Here is an 18617-nt window from a genome sequence, read left to right as displayed (position 1 = left end):
GTATTAACGGGTATAAACGGTCTCGCCTGCGCGCACCACTCGCGCGCACAACGGACGGCCAATCCAGTAAACCAGCTCGGCCAGCGAGTCGACCGACCACACCGCGAAATCCGCCGCACGCCCCACCGCCAGCGAACCGTGCGTGTCGGCTTTGCCGAGCGCACGCGCCGCATGCGTGGTCACGCCTTGCAGCACCTCGGGCACGGTCATGCGGAACAGCGTGGTCGCCATGTTCATCATCAGCAGCAGCGACGTGGTGGGAGACGTGCCCGGATTGCTATCGGTCGAGATCGCGATCGGCACCTCGTAGCGCCGCAGCAAATCCAGCGGCGGCAGTTGCGTCTCGCGGATGAAGTAGTACGCGCCCGGCAGCAGCACGGCAACCGTGCCGGACGCTTTCATCGCGGCGATGCCGGCTTCGTCGAGAAATTCGAGGTGATCCGCGGACAGCGCACGATGGCGCGCGGCCAATGCCGTGCCGCCACCGTTCGACAACTGTTCGGCGTGCATCTTCACCGGCAGCTTGTGACGCTCCGCGGCGTTGAACACGCGCTCGCTTTGTTCCAGCGAAAAACCGATGCGCTCGCAGAATACGTCGACCGCGTCGACGAGACCTTCGTCGGCGAGCGCGGGCAGCATCGCGTTGCAGACTTCGTCGATATAGGCGTCAGCGCGGCCCGCGAATTCGGGCGGCAACGCATGGGCGCCGAGAAACGTCGTATAGACCGTTACCGGATAGCGTTCGCCCAATTGACGCGCGACGCGCAACATCTTGCGCTCGCTGGCGAGGTCGAGGCCGTAGCCGGATTTGATTTCGATCGCCGTCACGCCTTCGGCGAGCAACGGTTCGAGCCGCGCAGCCGATTGCGCGAATAGCGACGCTTCGTCCGCGGCACGCGTGGCGCGCACCGTCGAGACGATGCCGCCGCCCTGCCGCGCGATTTCTTCATAGCCGACGCCCGCGAGCCGCTGCGCGAATTCATCCGCGCGCTGGCCGCCGTAGACCAGATGCGTGTGGCAATCCACGAGCCCTGGCGTGACCCAGGCGCCGTGCAGATCTTCGCGCGGCCAGGCGGCGTACTGCTCGGGGAGTTCGGCAGCCGTGCCGAGCCAGACGATCTGGCCGGCTTCGACAGCGATCGCGGCGTCGGACAGCGTATGGTGAGGATTGCCCTGCGGGCACAGTTTCAGGTGATGCCAGACGGTTTGCTTCATCGCGTGCTCGTTGCAGCTCGTTGCGTGTCTGTGGTGGTTCGCGTGCGCGCGCCTGGATATCGCGGCGCGGGCCCGCGAAACGTCGTCATCGTTCGTAGTGGAGGCGGATTGTGAGCAAGGCGCCCGCGCCTTGAACCGCGCAGTGCAGCGCGTCCGGCGCGTTGACGCGCAGCGTGTCGCCGGTGGCGAGCGGCTGCGCGGCCGCATCGCCGAGGCTCACCGATACGGCGCCTTCAGCGCAGTACAGCAACACGACGTCGGCGGATAAAGCGTGTTGTGTCGTGCCGCGCCAGACCTCGACTTCGCCGCGCGCGGCGCCACGTCGCACCATCAGATTGAAGTCGCGCGTGGCGCCGTCGACGAGGCGCGCGTCGATCGCGGTCTCGCCGGCGAAGCGCGCAAGGTCGAGCGGCTGCGTCAACGCATGCGTCTTCGCGACATTTGCGACGCCGCTCGATGCCGCTTCGCCCTCCCGCTCATTTCCCGGCTCGGCGATTTCATCGAGCATCATGCCCGCGCCGGACAACAGCACGAGCGTGCGATCGATGCCCGCGAAACGCGAGAACGGCCCCGCTTGCGCGACATCGGCAATGCTCACGCGCCACACGAAACTATCGAGTCCCGCCTGCTCGGGCACTGCCGCCACTTCACGCGTGACGCCGCCGCCGTTCTTCCACGACGCCGCCACGAGGTCGGCGCCGCGAATCAGCGTGACGCTGGCCATGCTGCCGACGTCAGCCATGTTCAACGGCCCAGCATCGGCAGATGCAGACCCGCCTCGCGTGCGGTTTCCTGCGCGAGTTCATAACCCGCATCCGCGTGACGCATCACGCCGGTCGCCGGATCGTTGAACAGCACGCGGCCGAGGCGCTCCTTCGCGGCATCCGTGCCGTCCGCGACGATCACCACACCTGAGTGCTGGCTAAAGCCCATGCCGACGCCGCCGCCATGATGCAGCGACACCCACGACGCGCCGCCTGCCGTATTCAGCAGCGCGTTGAGCAGCGGCCAGTCGCTGACTGCGTCGGAGCCGTCTTTCATCGATTCGGTTTCGCGATTCGGGCTCGCCACCGAGCCGGTGTCGAGGTGGTCGCGGCCGATCACGATCGGCGCTTTCAGCTCACCGTTCCTGACCATTTCATTGAACGCCTGACCCAGACGATAACGGTCCTTTACGCCGACCCAGCAGATCCGCGCCGGCAGACCCTGGAACGCGATCCGTTCGCGCGCCATGTCGAGCCAGTTGTGCAGATGCGGATCGTCGGGGATCAATTCCTTGACCTTCGCGTCGGTCTTGTAGATATCTTCCGGATCGCCCGACAGCGCGACCCAACGGAACGGGCCCTTGCCTTCGCAAAACAGCGGGCGGATATAGGCCGGCACGAAGCCCGGGAAATCGAACGCGTTTTCCACGCCCATTTCCAGCGCCATCTGGCGAATGTTGTTGCCGTAGTCGAGCGTGGCCGCGCCGCGTTCCTGCAGCGTCAGCATGGCTTGCACCTGCCTGGCCATGGATTGCTTGGCCGGCGTGACGATGGTGTCAGGCGCGGTCTTCATGCGTTCGCGCCAATCTTCCACCGTCCAGCCTTGCGGCAGGTAGCCGTGAATCGGATCGTGCGCGCTGGTCTGATCGGTCACGCAGTCCGGCGTGATGCCGCGCGCCACGCATTCGGCGAACACGTCGACCGCATTGCCTACCAGACCGATCGACACCGGCTTGCCGGCCTGCTTCGCTGCGTCGAGCATGGCGAGCGCTTCGTCGAGCGTCCGCGCTTTTTTATCGACGTAGCGCGTCTTCAGACGGAAGTCGATACGGGTCTCGTCGCATTCCACCGCGATCATCGAGAAGCCTGCCATGGTGGCCGCGAGCGGCTGCGCGCCGCCCATGCCGCCGAGACCGCCGGTGAGGATCCAGCGGCCTTTCGGGTCGCCGTTGAAATGCTGGTTCGCCACCGAGAAGAAGGTCTCGTAGGTGCCCTGTACGATCCCCTGGCTGCCGATATAGATCCAGCTACCCGCCGTCATCTGCCCGTACATCATCAGGCCCTTGCGGTCGAGTTCGTGGAAGTGTTCCCACGTCGCCCAATGCGGTACCAGATTCGAATTTGCCAGCAGCACGCGCGGCGCGTCGGCATGCGTGCGGAACACGCCGACCGGCTTGCCCGACTGGATCAGCAGGGTTTCGTCTTCATTCAGATCTTTCAGCGACGCGAGGATCTGATCGAAACAATTCCAGTTGCGCGCGGCCCGGCCAATACCGCCGTACACGACCAGCGCATGCGGATGCTCGGCGACTTCCGGGTCCAGATTGTTCTGGATCATCCGGTACGCCGCTTCCGCGATCCAGGTCTTGCAGGTCTTTTCCGCGCCGCGCGGAGCACGGATGGTGCGGGTGGGATCGAGACGCGGGTCGATATGCTTCGGGTTGTTCATGATGGCCCTCGGAAAGCTTGAAGATGGTCGGGAGAGGTTCGGAAAAGGAGTCGGGGAAACGGTGAATCAGAAATGTCCGGTGAAGCGATAGCGGCTGCCGGGATGCCAGAGATTCGCGATCGACGCGACCTGGCTTTGCGACCACGTGCGCCGGTGCAGCACGAGGCACGGTTCGAGTTCGTCCATGGTCAAAAGCTCGCGCGTGTCGGCGTCGGCGGCCAGCGCCTCGATGCGGTACTCGACGCGCTGCAGCGGCGCCACCCGCACGAGATACTGGTTCGGCGTGGTGTTGGTGAAGTCCTGCAGCGCGTATTCGGGCGCCACCGCCGGATTGACCCAACGTTCTTCGAGTTGCACCGGTTCGTCGTTTTCGAAATGCAGCACGCGCGAATGAAACACCGGGCTGCCGGCGCTCACCTGCATCTCCTCGGCGAGCGCGGCGTCGGCAATGCTTGCGCCGATGTGCAGCACCTTCGCCTGATAGCGATGACCGCGCGCGACGATCTCGTCGGAAATACTACGGATCGCCACCAGCGTCGATTCGTACTTGGGGCGCGCCACGAACGTGCCCGACCCCTGCACCCGCGTGAGCACCTGCTCCGAGGTCAACTCGCGCAACGCGCGGTTCACCGTCATACGCGCCACGCTGAACTCACGCGCGAGTTCGTTTTCCGACGGCACCTGGTCGCCTTCAGCCCATTCGCCCGCGTGAATGCGCGCGAGGATGAAGTCCTTGATACCCTGATAGGCGGGTGCGTTCATTGACGTGCTCGGCTTGAATGCGTGAGTGGATTGCGTGAGCGAATTTTGCAAGTCGGGTGCGTACCTGTGGCTTACTGCTCGGAGACGAACGCGAACGGGCTGAGCTTCGCGATCGTGCCGTTCTGCACGAGCTTCGTGACCGCCGCGATATCCGGCGCGAAGTAGTGATCGAGTTCGTAATGCGCGACGTCCTTGCGCACCACGTCCATCACTTTTTGCAGGCTCGGGCTGGTCCTGTGCGGCGCGCGCAGATCGACACCTTGGGCGGCGGCGAGCAATTCGATCGACAGGATGTTCGCGGTGTTTTCGGCGATATCGCCGAGCTTGCGCGCGGCGAACGTCGCCATCGACACGTGGTCTTCCTGGTTCGCGGACGTGGGCAGCGAGTCCACCGAAGCCGGATGCGCGAGCGTCTTGTTTTCCGACGCCAACGCAGCGGCCGTCACGTGAGCGATCATGAAGCCCGAATTCACGCCACCGTCGCGCACGAGGAACGGCGGCAGACCCGACAGCGTCGCGTCGATCAGCAGCGCGATGCGGCGCTCGGCCAACGCACCGATTTCGGCGGCGGCGAGCGCGAGATTGTCGGCGGCGAACGCGACCGGCTCGGCGTGGAAATTACCGCCCGACAGCACTTCGCCGGTGTCCGGGAAAATCAGTGGATTGTCGGAGACCGCGTTGGCTTCGAGCAGCAGCACGTTGGCGGCGTGGCGCATCTGGTCCAGACACGCGCCCATGACTTGCGGCTGGCAGCGCAGGCTGTACGGGTCCTGCACCTTGTCGCAATCGGCATGCGAGACGTTGATGCCCGAACCGTCGAGCAGCGCACGGTAAGCCGTGGCCGCGTCGATCTGGCCTTGATGGCCGCGCAGTTCGTGAATGCGTGCGTCGAACGGCTTGACCGAACCAGCCGCCGCGTCCACCGACAAAGCGCCCGCCACCAGCGCGGTGCGGTACAGGTCTTCGATCGCGAACATGTTGTAGAGCGCGAGCGCGGTCGACGCCTGCGTGCCGTTCAGTAGCGCGAGGCCTTCCTTGGCTTGCAGCGTGAGCGGCTTGAGGCCGACCAGCGCGAGGCCTTCGGTCGCGGCCATGCGCTCGCCCTTCGCGAACACTTCGCCGACCCCGAGCAGCGTCGCCGACATGTGCGCGAGCGGCGCGAGGTCGCCCGATGCGCCGACCGAGCCCTTGACCGGAATCACCGGCAGGACGTCGGCGTTATACAGCGTGATCAGCGCCTCCATCACTTCGCGGCGAATGCCCGAGTGGCCGCGGCCGAGGCTGGACAGCTTCAGCGCGATCAGCAGACGCACCACCGGACGCGACATCGGCTCACCCACACCGACCGCATGCGACAGCACCAGATTGCGTTGCAGCAGTTCGAGCTGGTCGTGCGGAATATGCGTGCTGGCGAGGCGCCCGAAACCGGTGTTGATGCCGTAGGCCGGCTCGCCCTTCGCGGCGATATCGGCAACGGCTTGCGCGCAGGCGTCGATGGCGGCGTGGCTGGCGGGATCGAGTTGCAGCGCGACGTGCTCGCGAGCGATCTGGCGCAATTGCGGGAGGGTCAGGTGGCCGGGCTTCAGAATCATCATGGTGTGTGTTCCTGTCTATACAATTTGAGACAAGTCTAGCGGGACGGTCTTGTATATACAACTTGTTTTTAATCGTCCGGGCCTGGGAGTTTCCATTAGGGCAAGCGCTATCCGGCATAGTGTCGCGGACGCCGGCCGTGTCGGGCGATGGCCTGTCTTGCATGTGAGCCGTTCCCGTCATGCCTGACTTGTATATACACGTCCAAAATACGACGCGCCAAGTGGACAAAAAGCCGCCATGCGGCGGCTTCAAACCTGACCAGACAGGCACACCGCCCAACTGCCGCTCCAATGCAAGAGTTATAGGAGAGCCGGCTGAACGCACAACGCGAAACGCGCCGCTAAAGCTTCACGCGCGCCGCCATGAAGTCCAGAAAGCACTGCACGCGCCCGGTCAACGACGCGCTCTGGTAGTACACCGCGCTCACCGGCTGCCGCTCGTCGCGCAGCAGGTTGCCGAGAATCGGCACGAGGCGGCCGTCGCGCACGTCGGCGGCGGTCATGAAGTCGGCCAGACAGGCCACGCCCCAGCCCGACAACACCAGTTGCCGCAAGGTTTCGCCGCTCGACGCGGTGATCGACGGTTCGATCCGGAACGACTCGGCGCCGGCCTTGCGCCCTTCGCGCAACGGCCAGCGGTTCAAATGCTCCGGCGCCGTGAAACCGATCAATCGATGCGCGCGCAACGCCTCCACCGACTTCGGCTCGCCATATTCGGCCAGATACGCCGGGCTCGCGAGCACCCGCAGTTTGCTGCTGCCCAACGCGCGCGCATGCAGCGTCGAATCCTGCAGCGCGCCGATCCGGATCGCGATATCCACCTTCTGCTCCAGCAGATCGACGATCCGCTCGTTGCTGGTCAACTCCAGACGCACGTCCGGATACAGCGCGGAAAACGCCTTCATATGCGGCGCGACGCAATGGAGCATGAACGGCGACGCCGCGTCCACCCGCAAGCGCCCGGAAGGCCGCCCTCGTCCGCGCGTGACCGATTCCTCGGCCTCTTCCAGCGCCGCGAGAATCGCCCGGGCGCGCTGCAGGAACGCCTCGCCCTCTTCGGTCAGTTGCAGGCGGCGAGTCGTGCGCCGCACCAGCGCGGTGTCGAGCTTCTGTTCAAGGCGCGAGAGCGCGCGGCTCACGCCGGACACCGTCTGCTCCAGCTTCTCCGCTGCCTGGGTGATCGAACCGCTGTCGATCACGGTGACGAACACCAGCAGCTCATCCGTGGACGTTTTCATTGTTGATTTCAAGTCAAGATTGATTTGAGACTAACACGCTTTTTGCGAGAATCCAGACGACGGATACTGGCTGCCTGTCATCGTGTTTCCAACCAGGATCAACCAGGCTCTACCAGGAGAACGTCTTGAAGATCTTCATTACAGGCGCAAGCGGTTTTATCGGCGGGTCGATTGCAGCGCATCTGGCGCGCGCCGGCCACGGCGTGCGCGGCCTGATCCGCAATCCCGACCAGGCCGCTGAATTGCAACGCCTCGGCATCGAGCCGGTAATCGGCACGCTCGACGACCGCGCGCTGCTGAGCGCCGAAGCGCAAGCCGCGGACGCGGTCATCAACGCCGCCAGCAGCGACCATGAAGGCGCGGTGAAAGCGTTGATCGAGGGACTCGCCGGTTCCGGCAAGGTGTTGCTGCATACCAGCGGATCGAGCATCGTCGGCGATGCGTCGGGTGGCGAAGCGGGCCAGTCGCGCATCTATCACGAAGACGCGCTGCCCACACCGACCGCCGACAAAGCGGCGCGCGTCGCGATCGATCAGCTCGTGCTCGACGCCGCGCGCCAGAACATCCGCTCGGCGGTGCTGTGCAATACGCTGATCTATGGTCACGGCGCGGTGCCGGGCAGCGCCAGCGTGCAGTTGCCGCGCCTCGTGCGGCAGGCGCAGAAGAGCGGCGTGGTGCGTCATGTGGGCAGCGGCGGCAACATCTGGTCGAACGTGCATATCGACGACGTCGCCGAACTGTATCGACTCGCGCTCGAGAAAACGCCGGCCGGCACGTTCTATTTTGTCGAAAGCGGCGAAGCGTCGTTCCGCGACATGAGCGCGGCTATCGCGCGCGCGATGAAACTCGGCGACCCGCAAGACTGGCCGCTCGACGAAGCACAGAAGGAATGGGGCTACGAAATGGCCTCGTACGGCCTCGGTTCGAACAGCCGCGTGCGCGGTGTGCGCGCACGCAAACTGCTCGGCTGGCAGCCGAAGCGCAGCTCGGTGATCGACTGGATCGAGCACGACATGATGTGATGGCCCGGGCGGGATTTTCTTCGGGACGTCCCCCCGCGAAAACGTAATCCGTGTAAGCGGCGCCGTTGCGAATTCGTAAGCTCACCTCGCTAGAATCGCGCTCAACTGATCGTGCGATTCGATTCTGCGAGTCGCCCCTGAGCCCGGATTTGATCGATGACTTTGGCGCTGAATTTCGACTGGCTGACGAACCTGCTGGCGATACTCTTCGTCGTGGCGTGTCTTTACGATGCACGCTACGACGAGTACGGCACGTTGACGCTGGCGGCGGCCGCAATGGGCCTCGCCGTGATGGCCATGGAACTGTTTCTCAAGCCCGCTTTCGACATGGCGCTTTGAGCATTCGAGCATGACGCCGCGCAATGCGGCGTCGTACGCTTTTCCACGGGCTTGATGGGCCCATCACGGCGGCTACGCTATCCACGCGAGCGCACCCACGCTTACATCACACCGCGACTTCCGGCGGCGCCTCGCGAAACCAGCGCGTAATCCAGCCGAGATAGCACAGGCCGAGCACGAACCACACCGCCCCGAGCACCAGCGCGGTCTTCTCGAGACTCACCAGCAGCCACACGTCGGCGATCGCGCCGGCCAGCGGAAACAGCAGGCCGCCGACAATCCCCATCGCATTCGCCGTACCCTTCGCGTTGAAGAACTGACGGATTACGCACAGGTTGACCGCGGTGAACGCGAGAAACGCGCCGAAGTTGATGAACGAGGTCGAGGTCGCCACATCGAGTTTCAACGCCACGAGACCGATCGCGCCCGCGATCGCGATGTTCAGCGCCGGCGTCTTGAACTTCGGATGCACGAAACCGAAGATGCGCTTCGGCAGCACTTCGTCGCGCCCCATCGCATACAGCAGACGCCCCACGCTCGCCTGCGCCGAAATACCCGACGCGAACTGCGCGAGAATCAAGCCGGCCAGAAACACCGTCACGAACAGATCGCCGCCCACTTTGCGCGCCACTTCGAAGGCCGCGGAATCCGGGTCCTTGAAGACCGCGCCAGGATGCGCGAGCTGCACCGTGTAGGCCGCTATCACGAAGATCGCGCCGCCGATCAGGGCGATCAGCACAATGGCGCGCGGCATGGTCTTCTCAGGCGCAACGGTTTCTTCGGTGAGCGTCGACACCGCGTCGAAGCCGAGATACGAGTAGGCGGCAATCGCGGCGCCCGCCATGGTCGCCGAAAACGGCACGTGCGGTTTGAAGAACGGTTCGACCGACAACAGGCCGCCGGGACCGGATGCGGCCGTCACGTAATGGCAGCACAGCACGACGAACAGCGCGACGATCGCCAGTTGCACGACCATCAGCACGATGTTGAAGCGGTTCGCCAGTTCGATGCCGAGAATGTTCAGCGCACTGGTCAGCACGATAAACGCGACGATCCAGATCCAGCTCGGAATGTGTGGAAACGCGGCGCTAAGATACGCGGCGCCGATCAGCCAGATCACCATCGGCAGGAAAAAATAGTCGAGCAAAGTCGCCCAGCCGATCATGAAACCGAGGTGCGGGTTGAAGCTTTTACGCGTGTACGTATAGGCCGAACCGGCCACCGGGAAGAGCCGCGCGAGTTTGCCGTAGCTGAGCGCGGTGAAGGCGATCGCGATCAGCGCGATCAGATAGGCGAGCGCCGCGGTGTCGTTGCTCGCGCTTGCCAGCACGCCGTAGGTGCCGTAGACGATCAGCGGCGCCATGTAGGCGAGGCCGAATAGCAGGACCGACGGCAGGCCGAGCGTGCGTTTCAGATGCGTGTTCTGTGAGGCCGCGGGTTCGGCGGCGGATGATGAAGTCATGCGGTGTCTCCTCATGCAAATGGGCAAGCGTCGCCAGGGCGCGATGTGCGGCGCACCCCGGTCGAGCCGGGTCGTTCAGACTTGCGGGATGCGCGGAATTCGCGCGGGGTTTTTCTTGTTATCGACGCGCCGCGCTGGGTCGCGATGGGCCTTAACGCGTGCGAATCACGCGTGCACGCTGGCCGTCTTCGCCGTCTTCGGTGGCGAGATCGAGGGCGATACGTGCGTCGTGCAGATAGCGGTAGTGTTCACGCGCGCCTTCCAGACGCGTGCGGTCGAGCGTGGCCCGCAGCACGGTTTCCTGCTGGCCCGCGTCGCACACCACGTCGCCGAACGGATCGATCAAGGCCGACTCGCCGGGAAACGAGAGGTTGTCGTCGCCCGAACCGATACGATTGACGAGCGCGGCGAACATCTGGTTTTCCATTGCGCGCGCAACGATCGCGCGACGATGCACCGGCCCGAACGGGTCCATGTTGCCGTTGGTCACGATCAGCAGATCCGCGCCTAGCGACGCGACCGCGCGCGCCGTTTCGGGAAATTCGATGTCGTAGCAGATCAGCAGGCCGACGCTCAGGCCTTTGAAGCTGCACACCTCGAAGCGCTCGCCCGGTTCGAACACGCCGACGTCCGACGCCCACAGGTGGGTCTTGCGATAACGCAGCGCGATTTCGCCGTATTCGTCGACCAGTACCGTGGTGTTGAAAAAGCGGCTGCCGTCGCGCTCGGCGAGGCCTACGGCCACCGCCACGCGCGCTTCGCGCGCCGCCTGGCGCACTGCGGTGAGAGAAGGACCGTCGATCGGCTCCGCTACCGTGCGGATGTTGTGACGCGTCGGGAAACCCGACAGCGTGGTTTCCGGGAACACGATGAGATCGGTGCCGGCCGCGCGCTGGCCGATGGTGTGCAGCACGCGTTGCACGTTCGCGCCGCTCACGCCGGTTGCGCCGTCCACGATGGGGATTTGCGCGAGTTCAAGTTGAATCATTGTGTCTCCGTGTCGACCAGAGTTAGCGCTTTAGCGCTTACTCTGGTCCCATGCACTTGTTGCGGTCGATCAGAGTTAGCGCTTTAGCGCTTACTCTGATCCCATGCAACCTGTTGCGGTCGACCAGAGTTAGCGCTTCAGCGCTTACTCTGGTCCCATGCACTTGTTGCGGTCGACCAGAGTTAGCGCTTCAGCGCTTACTCTGATCCCATGCACTTGTTGCGGTCGACCAGAGTTAGCGCTTCAGCGCTTACTCCAGTCCCATGAAGATTGCCGCGAGCTATTGCGTCTCCGCGTTACACCGCGTCTCATATCAGCCGCCCACGACCAGCTTGGGCCTATTATTACCAGACATATTTTTGTTCGTAATTACCCTGCTGGGTTACCCTCATCGGAGCACGCATGGAACTCGAATGGCGCGATCTGGCCTTTCATCGCGAGATCGGCGCGGTTATCGAAGCGCTCGATAGCGCGCAATTCTGGACACGCCTCACGCGCGCGCTCGAACGCTACGTCGCGTTCGACAACTGGGTCGCGTTACGCTTCACGCCCGGCGAAGCGCCGCTCGTATGCGCCGAATCGCCCACACCGGACGGCGCCGTCGACGCGATGTTCCAGGACTACCTGGCCGCACTGTATCAACTCGATCCGTTCTATATCGCCGCCACCGACAAACCCGCCTCGGGCTTCGTCACGCTCGCCGACGTCGCGCCCGACAACTTTTCGATGACCGAGTACTACCAGCGGTACTTCAGGAAAAACATCGTGGGCGACGAGGTGCATTTCAACTACATGATCGACGCCCGGCACACGCTCGCGTTTTCGCTGGGCGCGACGCAGCGATACGGCGAGCGCGATCTTGCCGTGCTCGCGCTGTGCGCGCCATGGGTGATCGCGTTGTTGCGGCAGCGTTTGCCTTATGAAACGTTCGACGCGCCGCCGTTGCCAGCGCAGTTCGGCGAGAACCTGGCCGACAGCGCAGCGCAGATCCCCTTGCAGGCGGACACGCCGGCGGACACCCCCGCTTACGCGGCACGGTTCGCGCAGGTCGCGTCGGCAGGCGGCCGCGCCGCGCTCACCGCGCGCGAAGTCGAAGTGGCCATGCTGACCTTGAGCGGGTTTTCGACACGCGCAATCGCGGAGAAACTCGCCATCTCGTTCGAGACGGTGCGCGCGCACAAGAAGCATATCTATACGAAACTCAACGTCAACTCGCAGTCGGAGCTGTTCGCGTTGTTTTACGACGCGGGACGTCAGGGTGCCTGACGGCTCCGCTTGAGTCGAGTCTAGTCGAGTCGAAGCGTGCTATATCACGTACCGCACGCCGCACAACCACCGCTGGGTTTTTCATCTTCGTAGCGGTCGTGATGCCTGAGCCAGTCCGTCATGCCTGTCGTTTCCTCGCGGCCTTTCGGCGTGACGTCGAGATGGGCGTAGGTGTTGATGAACCGTTCGTCGCCGCGGCCGTAGCAGGAATACGTGTGGTAGACGTCGCCGCGTTCATCTTTGTAGAAGACGCTGTGGCCGTGCAGTTCGTCGATCCCGACATCGGTCTCGGTGAAGTTGTAGAACGCCTTTCTGCTCGCCACCTCTTCGGGTGTGAACGACACGTGATAGTCGAAATTGAAATCGCTGCCGTTCGACGACACCCACGGAAACGCCCAGCCCATGCGTTTTCTGAACGCCTCGATATTCGCGAGCGGCGCGCGCGAGACGGTCACGTACGACACGTCGTGATGCTCGAGATGCGTGACGATGCCGGTCATATGATCGGACACGAACGAGCAGCCCACGCAGCCCTCCTCCCAATCCGGCCCCAGCATGAAGTGGTAAACGATCAACTGGCTGCGTCCGTCGAACAACCCGGCCAGCGTCTTGCGCCCCTGCAGGGTATCGAACCCATACGTCTTATCGACCTTGACCCAAGGCAACTCGCGGCGTTTGCGCGCGAGCTCGTCGCCGGCGCGCATATGCGCCTTCTCTTCGACCAGTAGCGCACGGCTCGCGGCCAGCCATTCCTCTCTCGATCCAATCCGGTGCTGCGGCTCCATTTGCGTCTCCTTTCCTGCAAGGTGCAGGCTGAATCAGATACGTCCAACCCATTCAGGCGCGCTCAGGCGAAATAGCGTTCCAGCGAATCGAGCCCACCCGACCAGCCACGACGATGATCGTCGGCCTGCGCTTCGTCGGTGAAGCGCTGGTGCGTGAGCGTCAGCCACGTGGCGTCGCCATCCGGCTCCAGCAGCACCGTGACCAGCGATTCATGTTCCGCGTCGTGACGCCATCGCCAGGTGAACACGAGCTTGCGATCCGGGACCACCTCCAGATACTGGCCATTCGCCTCGAGCTCGCGGCCATCCGCCTTGCGATACACGATCGAGTAGCGGCCGTCGACGCGTGCATCCAGTTCGGCGCGCACCACCGGCGTGTCGCCGGGATTCATCCACCTGATCAGTTGCGCCGGTTCCGTCCAGGCGCGGAAGACTTTCGCGGGCGTGGCGTTGAGACGCCGCTGGAGGGTGAGGCTGGCGTGGGCGGACATGGGACTTCCTCCGGTTCGACGAAAGCGACGAGACCAGCGAGCGATGCCGACCAGAAACGCTGATAACGGCTGAGCCACGTCATCGCGTCCTCCATCGGTCCGGCCGCGAGACGGCACGCCACCGTTCGCCCGGTCTTGCTGCGGGTGATCAGACCGGCTTCCGACAGCACGTCGAGGTGTTTCATCACGGCCGGCAAAGACATGGCAAACGGCTCGGCGAGTTCGCTGATCGATAGTTCACGCCCGGACAGACGCGTGAGCAACGCGCGCCGCGTGGGATCGGAGAGCGCCGCGAAGGTGCGATCGAGTAGGGCTTCATTAAACTTAACCATGAGGTTAAGTTTAGAAACACAAGTCAGAAAGTCAAGGACGGGTGGGGATTTTCTCGACGGAGCTGATTGAGTCTGCAAGAAACCCTGGAAGAAGCGCGGGAAGAAACGCGAGAGCAAACGGCGGGGACAACGACAACGCGGAGAAAAAGATACGCGGCACATCGCAGATAAAGCCCTGCGACGTACCGCGTCAAGGTGGAGAACAACCGACTACACGTTCGAGCCGGGCGGCCTGAAAAAAACCGCCCCGCTCTCGCGCTACTGCAAATTATTTCAAACCGTGAGACTCGCTGAACGAGGCCCGCGCGGACGATCAGATCGCCCAGCCGCCGAGATAGAACCCGACCAGCACGACCGCGATCACCACCGTCCCGACGTTCAGCTTGCGATATTCGCCGCTGACCACGCGACCGATCACCAGCGTCGCGAAACCGAGCATGATGCCCGTCACGATGTTGGCGGTCAGCACGATGAACACCGCGCACATCAGGCCCGACATCGAATCGACCATGTCGTCCATATGCAGCTTGCTGACATTCGACAGCATCAGCAGACCCACGTACATCAGTGCCGGGGCCGTCGCATACGAAGGCACGAGACCAGCCAGCGGCGAGAAGAACATGACCACGAGGAACAGCAAACCAACCACCGCTGCCGCCATACCGGTCTTCGCGCCGGCTGCCACGCCGACCGTCGATTCGATATATGCCGCTGCCGGTGCGCCGCCGAGCAGACCCGAGAAAATCGAGCTCAGCGAATCGGCCGTCAAGGCGCGGCCGCCGTTGATGATGCGGCCGTTTTCGTCGAGCTGACCCGCTTGCCCTGCGACGGCGCGGATCGTGCCGGTCGCGTCGAACACCGCGGTCATCACGAGAGCCAGCACGCTAGGCAGAACCGCCATCGACAACGCACCCTTGATGTCCATCGCGCCGATCAGCGAAGCGTGGCCCGGCGCGCTCAGCGACGGCACCGCGAACACGCCGTGGAACGACATGGCCGGATCGATGAAGAAGGCGGCCGTCGAGATCACGATGATCACGATCAGGATCGAACCCGGCACGCGACGGCGCACCAGACCGAAGATCGCGGCGAGACCCGCCACCGACATGATCGCCGGCAAGGCCGTGATATTGCCCAGCGCGACCGGCAAGCCAGCGCCCGGATTCTTCACGACGAGGCCCACGTCGTTCGCGGCGATCAGCAGCAGGAACAGGCCGATGCCGATCCCCGTGCCGTGCGCGATGCCGTTGGGCAGATTGCGCAGAATCCACGAACGCACGCCGGTCACCGAGATCGTGGTGAACACGACGCCCATCAGGAACACTGCGCCGAGCGCGACGTTCGGATGCAGGCCTTTGCCGAGCACGAGACCGAATGCCGTGAAGGCCGTCAACGAAATCGCGCAGCCGATGGCGATCGGCAGGCGCGCCCAGATGCCCATCAGCAGCGAGCCGAAGGCCGTCGTCAGACACGTGGCGACAAACACGGCGCTGGTGTCGAAACCCGCGCGTCCGAGCATGCCCGGCACGACGAACACGGAGTAGACCATCGCGAGGAAGGTCGTAATGCCCGCGACGATTTCCTGGCGCTGCGAACTGCCGCGCGAAGAGATCTCGAAGTAGCGGTCGAGAAAGCCCTTGCCGTCGAATGATTCGACGGCGACCTCGGAAATCGGTTGGGCGTGGGGTTCCATCATGATGAGTGCCTCCTTTATCAGCGTACTGAAGCGACCGTCACTGCGGGCGCCATCAGGGTCTCGTCTCGTTGAGTTGGTTTATTGGGGGATGTCGTCGTTTTTTGCTGTCTCGAAATGTAGGGCAACACAAATATGTCTCCCATCGCATGAATGGCATGCCGGACATGTCGAGACGCTTATATCTTTTACCCAGCGGCAAACCGGGCGGCCGGGCCAAGCGTTTACACCTACGCCTTGTCATGAAGATGTGAATGGGTTTTAAAGCGTTCGGCCGGCAAAAAAACCGCACGCAATCTACAGATGAAACTTCCTGCGCGGCACGAACCCTGCTATCGGCACACCTGTCGAATGACCTGCAAAAGCGGGGGTGTCCGACGTCGCGGGTTACACTCTGGCCCATTCATGTCTTCACTGTGGCGGCCTTTTTCGACCTCTGGCCGCCGTTCGCACTGGCCCATGGAGTCCTTCTTGATGAGTGGCGGTTTCTCGCGTCCTGCCTGGCGTTTGCCGATTCTTGCTCTGTTCGCGCTGTTCGCGCTGTCCGGTTGCAGCCTGCTGTGGGGCCCGCAGCAGGCGCCGATCGTCGACGCCACGGTGATGCCTGTCGAGCCGGCCAGCGCGCCGGTGGCGGCCTCCGAACCCGAGCCGGTCGAAACCGAGGCAGCCCGCCCCGAGCAGCCGAAAAAACCGCCGAAGCCGATCGTCAAGCCGCGCAAGGTCGAGCCGCCGCCGCCCGTCGTCGTCACGCCGCCGCCTCCTCCGACGCCCGCGCCGCTGATCGTGTTGCGCACGATCGAGCGCAGCGAGGCGCGCACGCTGCTCGATAGCGAAGTGCAGAAGCCCGACGGCAAGGTGGTCGGCCGCGCGGTCGATCTGATCGCGGACGCGGCCGGCAAGCCGCGCGAGATGGTCGTGAATCTGCAGGGCTTCCTGGGCGTGGGCGACCGCAAGGTGAACTTCCCGTGGAGCGCGTTCCGCTTCACGCCGAGCGCGAAGACCGCGCCGATCACCCTCAACGCGGCCGCCGTGCCGGCCAATGCCGCCAAACCGGCTAGCGTGCAACTGCCGCTGATCGACGCCACGGTCGAACGCGCGAACGGCGCCAAGGTGGGTCGTGTGATCGACGTGCTGATCGACGGCAATGCGCAGCCGCAGGCGGTCGTGCTCGACGTCAACGGCATGGTCAGCACCGAACGCCGCACGATTGCCGCGAACTGGTCGGCGCTGCACTTCGTCACGAAAGACAAGGAACTGCATCCGCAGATCGATCTGAGCGACGCGCAGATCAACGCGACGCCGCCATACGCGAGCGACAAACCGGTGCGCGCCGTGTCGCCCGCGCCGCCGCCGGCTCCCGCTGCGGTTACCGCGCCCCCCGCGGCGACGGCTTCCGCCACGGCAGGTTCCAATGCACGGGCGGCCCGATGAGCGGCCGTACTTTGGTGACCACGCGCAGTCTTCGCGCACTCGACTGGATGAATTTTTTCGTCGCCAATGTGCAGACGGGGTTCGGGCCGTTCATCGCGTCGTATCTGGCGTCGCACAAGTGGACCCAGGGCGAGATCGGCATGGCGCTTTCGGTGGGCACGATCAGCGCGATGGTGAGCCAGGTGCCGGGCGGCGCCGCTGTCGATGCCCTGCGCAACAAGAAGGGCGCAGCCGCGTGGGCGATCTTCGCGATCATTCTGAGCGCGGTGCTGCTCGCCGTGAGTCCGACCGTGCTGCCGGTGATCGCCGCCGAAGTGTTCCATGGCTTTGCGAGTTGCATGCTGACACCGGCGCTGGCGGCGATTTCGTTCGCGTTGGTCGGGCGGGCGAATCTCGGCGACCGGCTGGGGCGCAATGCGCGTTGGGCGTCGATCGGCAGTGCGGTCGCCGCGGGGCTGATGGGTGTCTTCGGCGAATACTATTCGCCGCGCGCGGTGTTCTGGCTGACCGCTGCGCTGGCCGTGCCCGCCCTGTTCGCGCTGGCGATGATCCAGCGCACCGACACGATCGAATTGCCGAAGGCCGGCCCAACGCCGAAACAGATCGAGCGGCGCGAGAGTTTGCGCGCGCTGTTGCGCGACAAGCGGATGTTGCTGTTCGCGGCGTGTATCGTGCTGTTCCATTTGTCGAATGCGGCGATGTTGAATCTTGCCGCGGGCGAAGTGACGGCCGGCATGGGCGATAACGTGCAGCTCGTGATTGCCGCGTGCATCATCGTGCCGCAGGCGATCGTGGCGATGATGTCGCCGTGGGTGGGGCGCTCTGCCGAGCGATGGGGGCGCAGGCCGATTCTGTTGTTGGGGTTTTCGGCGTTGCCGATTCGGGCGCTGCTGTTTGCCGGGATTTCCAGCCCGTATTTGCTGGTGCCGGTGCAGATGCTCGATGGGTTGAGTGCTGCGGTTTTCGGTGTGATGTTGCCGCTGATCGCGGCGGATGTTGCCGGCGATAAGGGGCGCTACAACCTTTGCATCGGGTTGTTTGGCTTGGCTGCGGGGATTGGGGCTACGCTGAGTACGACCGCTGCGGGGTTTGTGGCTGATCACTTTGGGAATGCGGTTAGCTTTTTTGGGCTTGCGGCTGCCGGGGCGCTGGCGGTTTTGCTGGTTTGGGCGGCTATGCCCGAGACTCGGGATGCTGTTGGGGTTGAGGGTTCGGGTGGGGTGGCGGATGGGGAGGCTGTTCGGTGAGTGGCGCCGATGGCGGGTTTTGCTTTTTGCGGCGCATCGGGTGTGGTCTCTATGGTGTTGGCCTTTCCTTGCTTTGTTAGTGGTCTATTAGCGATCCCCCTGTGCGGGGGGCACCTCCTTTTCTTTGCCTGCCGCAAAGAAAAGGAGGCAAAAGAAAGCGGCTCACACCGCCAGCTCATAAGTGGGTTCCGTGGTTCGCGATGGGTGGTGGTGCATCTGGAATGGACCTATCCGTGATTTTGTGGGCGAGGCATATCATGAAGGATGAATATCATGGATATGCCGATCATGAAAAAGAAACGTACTGTGGCCTCTCAG

General features: G+C 63.8%; 17 protein-coding genes. 5 read left to right on the top strand and 12 right to left on the bottom strand.

What is annotated here, in order from left to right:
• Positions 1–3 precede the first annotated feature (3 nt).
• From hutI to BX591_RS34545, 6 genes are all read right to left on the bottom strand, one after another.
• Positions 4–1215 (bottom strand): imidazolonepropionase, encoded by a 1212-nt coding sequence (hutI, locus tag BX591_RS34570; protein ID WP_111935794.1) that lies wholly within the window; start codon positions 1213–1215, stop codon positions 4–6.
• Positions 1216–1300: 85 nt separating this feature from the next.
• Positions 1301–1957 carry a HutD/Ves family protein gene (locus BX591_RS34565; RefSeq protein WP_111935793.1) on the bottom strand — a complete coding sequence of 219 codons (657 nt, stop codon included), beginning with the start codon at positions 1955–1957 and terminating at the stop codon, positions 1301–1303.
• Between the two features lie 2 nt (positions 1958–1959).
• Positions 1960–3648: a urocanate hydratase gene (hutU, locus tag BX591_RS34560; protein ID WP_111935792.1), complete on the bottom strand. Its 1689-nt coding sequence runs from the start codon at positions 3646–3648 to the stop codon at positions 1960–1962.
• 66 nt (positions 3649–3714) lie between these two features.
• Positions 3715–4410: a histidine utilization repressor gene (hutC, locus tag BX591_RS34555; protein WP_105509819.1), complete on the bottom strand. Its 696-nt coding sequence runs from the start codon at positions 4408–4410 to the stop codon at positions 3715–3717.
• Positions 4411–4481: 71 nt separating this feature from the next.
• The gene (gene hutH, locus BX591_RS34550) at positions 4482–6005 is read right to left on the bottom strand and encodes a histidine ammonia-lyase (protein ID WP_111935791.1); all 1524 of its coding nucleotides are present in this window, start codon (positions 6003–6005) and stop codon (positions 4482–4484) included.
• A gap of 341 nt (positions 6006–6346) precedes the next feature.
• Positions 6347–7243 carry a LysR family transcriptional regulator gene (locus BX591_RS34545; protein WP_111935790.1) on the bottom strand — a complete coding sequence of 299 codons (897 nt, stop codon included), beginning with the start codon at positions 7241–7243 and terminating at the stop codon, positions 6347–6349.
• Between the two features lie 125 nt (positions 7244–7368).
• Between BX591_RS34545 and BX591_RS34540 the strand changes: the two genes are divergently transcribed.
• Positions 7369–8265, top strand: coding sequence for an NAD-dependent epimerase/dehydratase family protein (locus tag BX591_RS34540; protein ID WP_111935789.1), 897 nt, complete (start codon positions 7369–7371; stop codon positions 8263–8265).
• Between the two features lie 156 nt (positions 8266–8421).
• Positions 8422–8604, top strand: coding sequence for a hypothetical protein (locus tag BX591_RS34535; protein ID WP_035551199.1), 183 nt, complete (start codon positions 8422–8424; stop codon positions 8602–8604).
• A 106-nt stretch (positions 8605–8710) separates the two neighbouring features.
• On the opposite strand, the gene BX591_RS34530 is transcribed toward BX591_RS34535, so the two are convergent.
• Positions 8711–10066: an APC family permease gene (locus tag BX591_RS34530; protein WP_111935788.1), complete on the bottom strand. Its 1356-nt coding sequence runs from the start codon at positions 10064–10066 to the stop codon at positions 8711–8713.
• Positions 10067–10217: 151 nt separating this feature from the next.
• Positions 10218–11051: a carbon-nitrogen hydrolase family protein gene (locus BX591_RS34525; protein WP_111935807.1), complete on the bottom strand. Its 834-nt coding sequence runs from the start codon at positions 11049–11051 to the stop codon at positions 10218–10220.
• 405 nt (positions 11052–11456) lie between these two features.
• On the opposite strand from BX591_RS34525, the gene BX591_RS34520 reads away from it, so the two are divergent.
• Positions 11457–12320: a helix-turn-helix transcriptional regulator gene (locus BX591_RS34520; protein ID WP_111935787.1), complete on the top strand. Its 864-nt coding sequence runs from the start codon at positions 11457–11459 to the stop codon at positions 12318–12320.
• 44 nt (positions 12321–12364) lie between these two features.
• On the opposite strand, the gene BX591_RS34515 is transcribed toward BX591_RS34520, so the two are convergent.
• The 4 genes from BX591_RS34515 to BX591_RS34500 all read right to left on the bottom strand — a co-directional run bounded on the left by BX591_RS34515 (position 12365) and on the right by BX591_RS34500 (position 15624).
• Positions 12365–13105, bottom strand: a complete 741-nt coding sequence (locus tag BX591_RS34515) for a DUF899 domain-containing protein (protein ID WP_111935786.1) — start codon at positions 13103–13105, stop codon at positions 12365–12367.
• Between the two features lie 62 nt (positions 13106–13167).
• On the bottom strand, positions 13168–13596 hold the full coding sequence (locus BX591_RS34510) for an SRPBCC family protein (RefSeq protein ID WP_111935785.1): 429 nt from the start codon (positions 13594–13596) through the stop codon (positions 13168–13170).
• Positions 13506–13928: an ArsR/SmtB family transcription factor gene (locus tag BX591_RS34505; RefSeq protein WP_111935784.1), complete on the bottom strand. Its 423-nt coding sequence runs from the start codon at positions 13926–13928 to the stop codon at positions 13506–13508. The genes BX591_RS34510 and BX591_RS34505 overlap by 91 nt, the downstream gene beginning before the upstream one ends.
• Positions 13929–14241: 313 nt before the next feature.
• Entirely contained in the window at positions 14242–15624 is a 1383-nt protein-coding gene (locus BX591_RS34500) for an NCS2 family permease (protein ID WP_111935783.1), read from the bottom strand.
• A 471-nt stretch (positions 15625–16095) separates the two neighbouring features.
• Here BX591_RS34500 and BX591_RS34495 point away from each other — a divergent pair, with 471 nt between their 5' ends.
• Entirely contained in the window at positions 16096–17052 is a 957-nt protein-coding gene (locus tag BX591_RS34495; RefSeq protein WP_111935782.1) for a PRC-barrel domain-containing protein, read from the top strand.
• On the top strand, positions 17049–18299 hold the full coding sequence (locus BX591_RS34490; protein WP_111935781.1) for an MFS transporter: 1251 nt from the start codon (positions 17049–17051) through the stop codon (positions 18297–18299). The genes BX591_RS34495 and BX591_RS34490 overlap by 4 nt, the downstream gene beginning before the upstream one ends.
• Positions 18300–18617: the final 318 nt, after the last annotated feature.

It is taken from the genome of Paraburkholderia bryophila (assembly GCF_003269035.1).
Taxonomy (GTDB): domain Bacteria; phylum Pseudomonadota; class Gammaproteobacteria; order Burkholderiales; family Burkholderiaceae; genus Paraburkholderia; species Paraburkholderia bryophila.
This window is presented reverse-complemented; position numbering and strand designations above follow the sequence as displayed.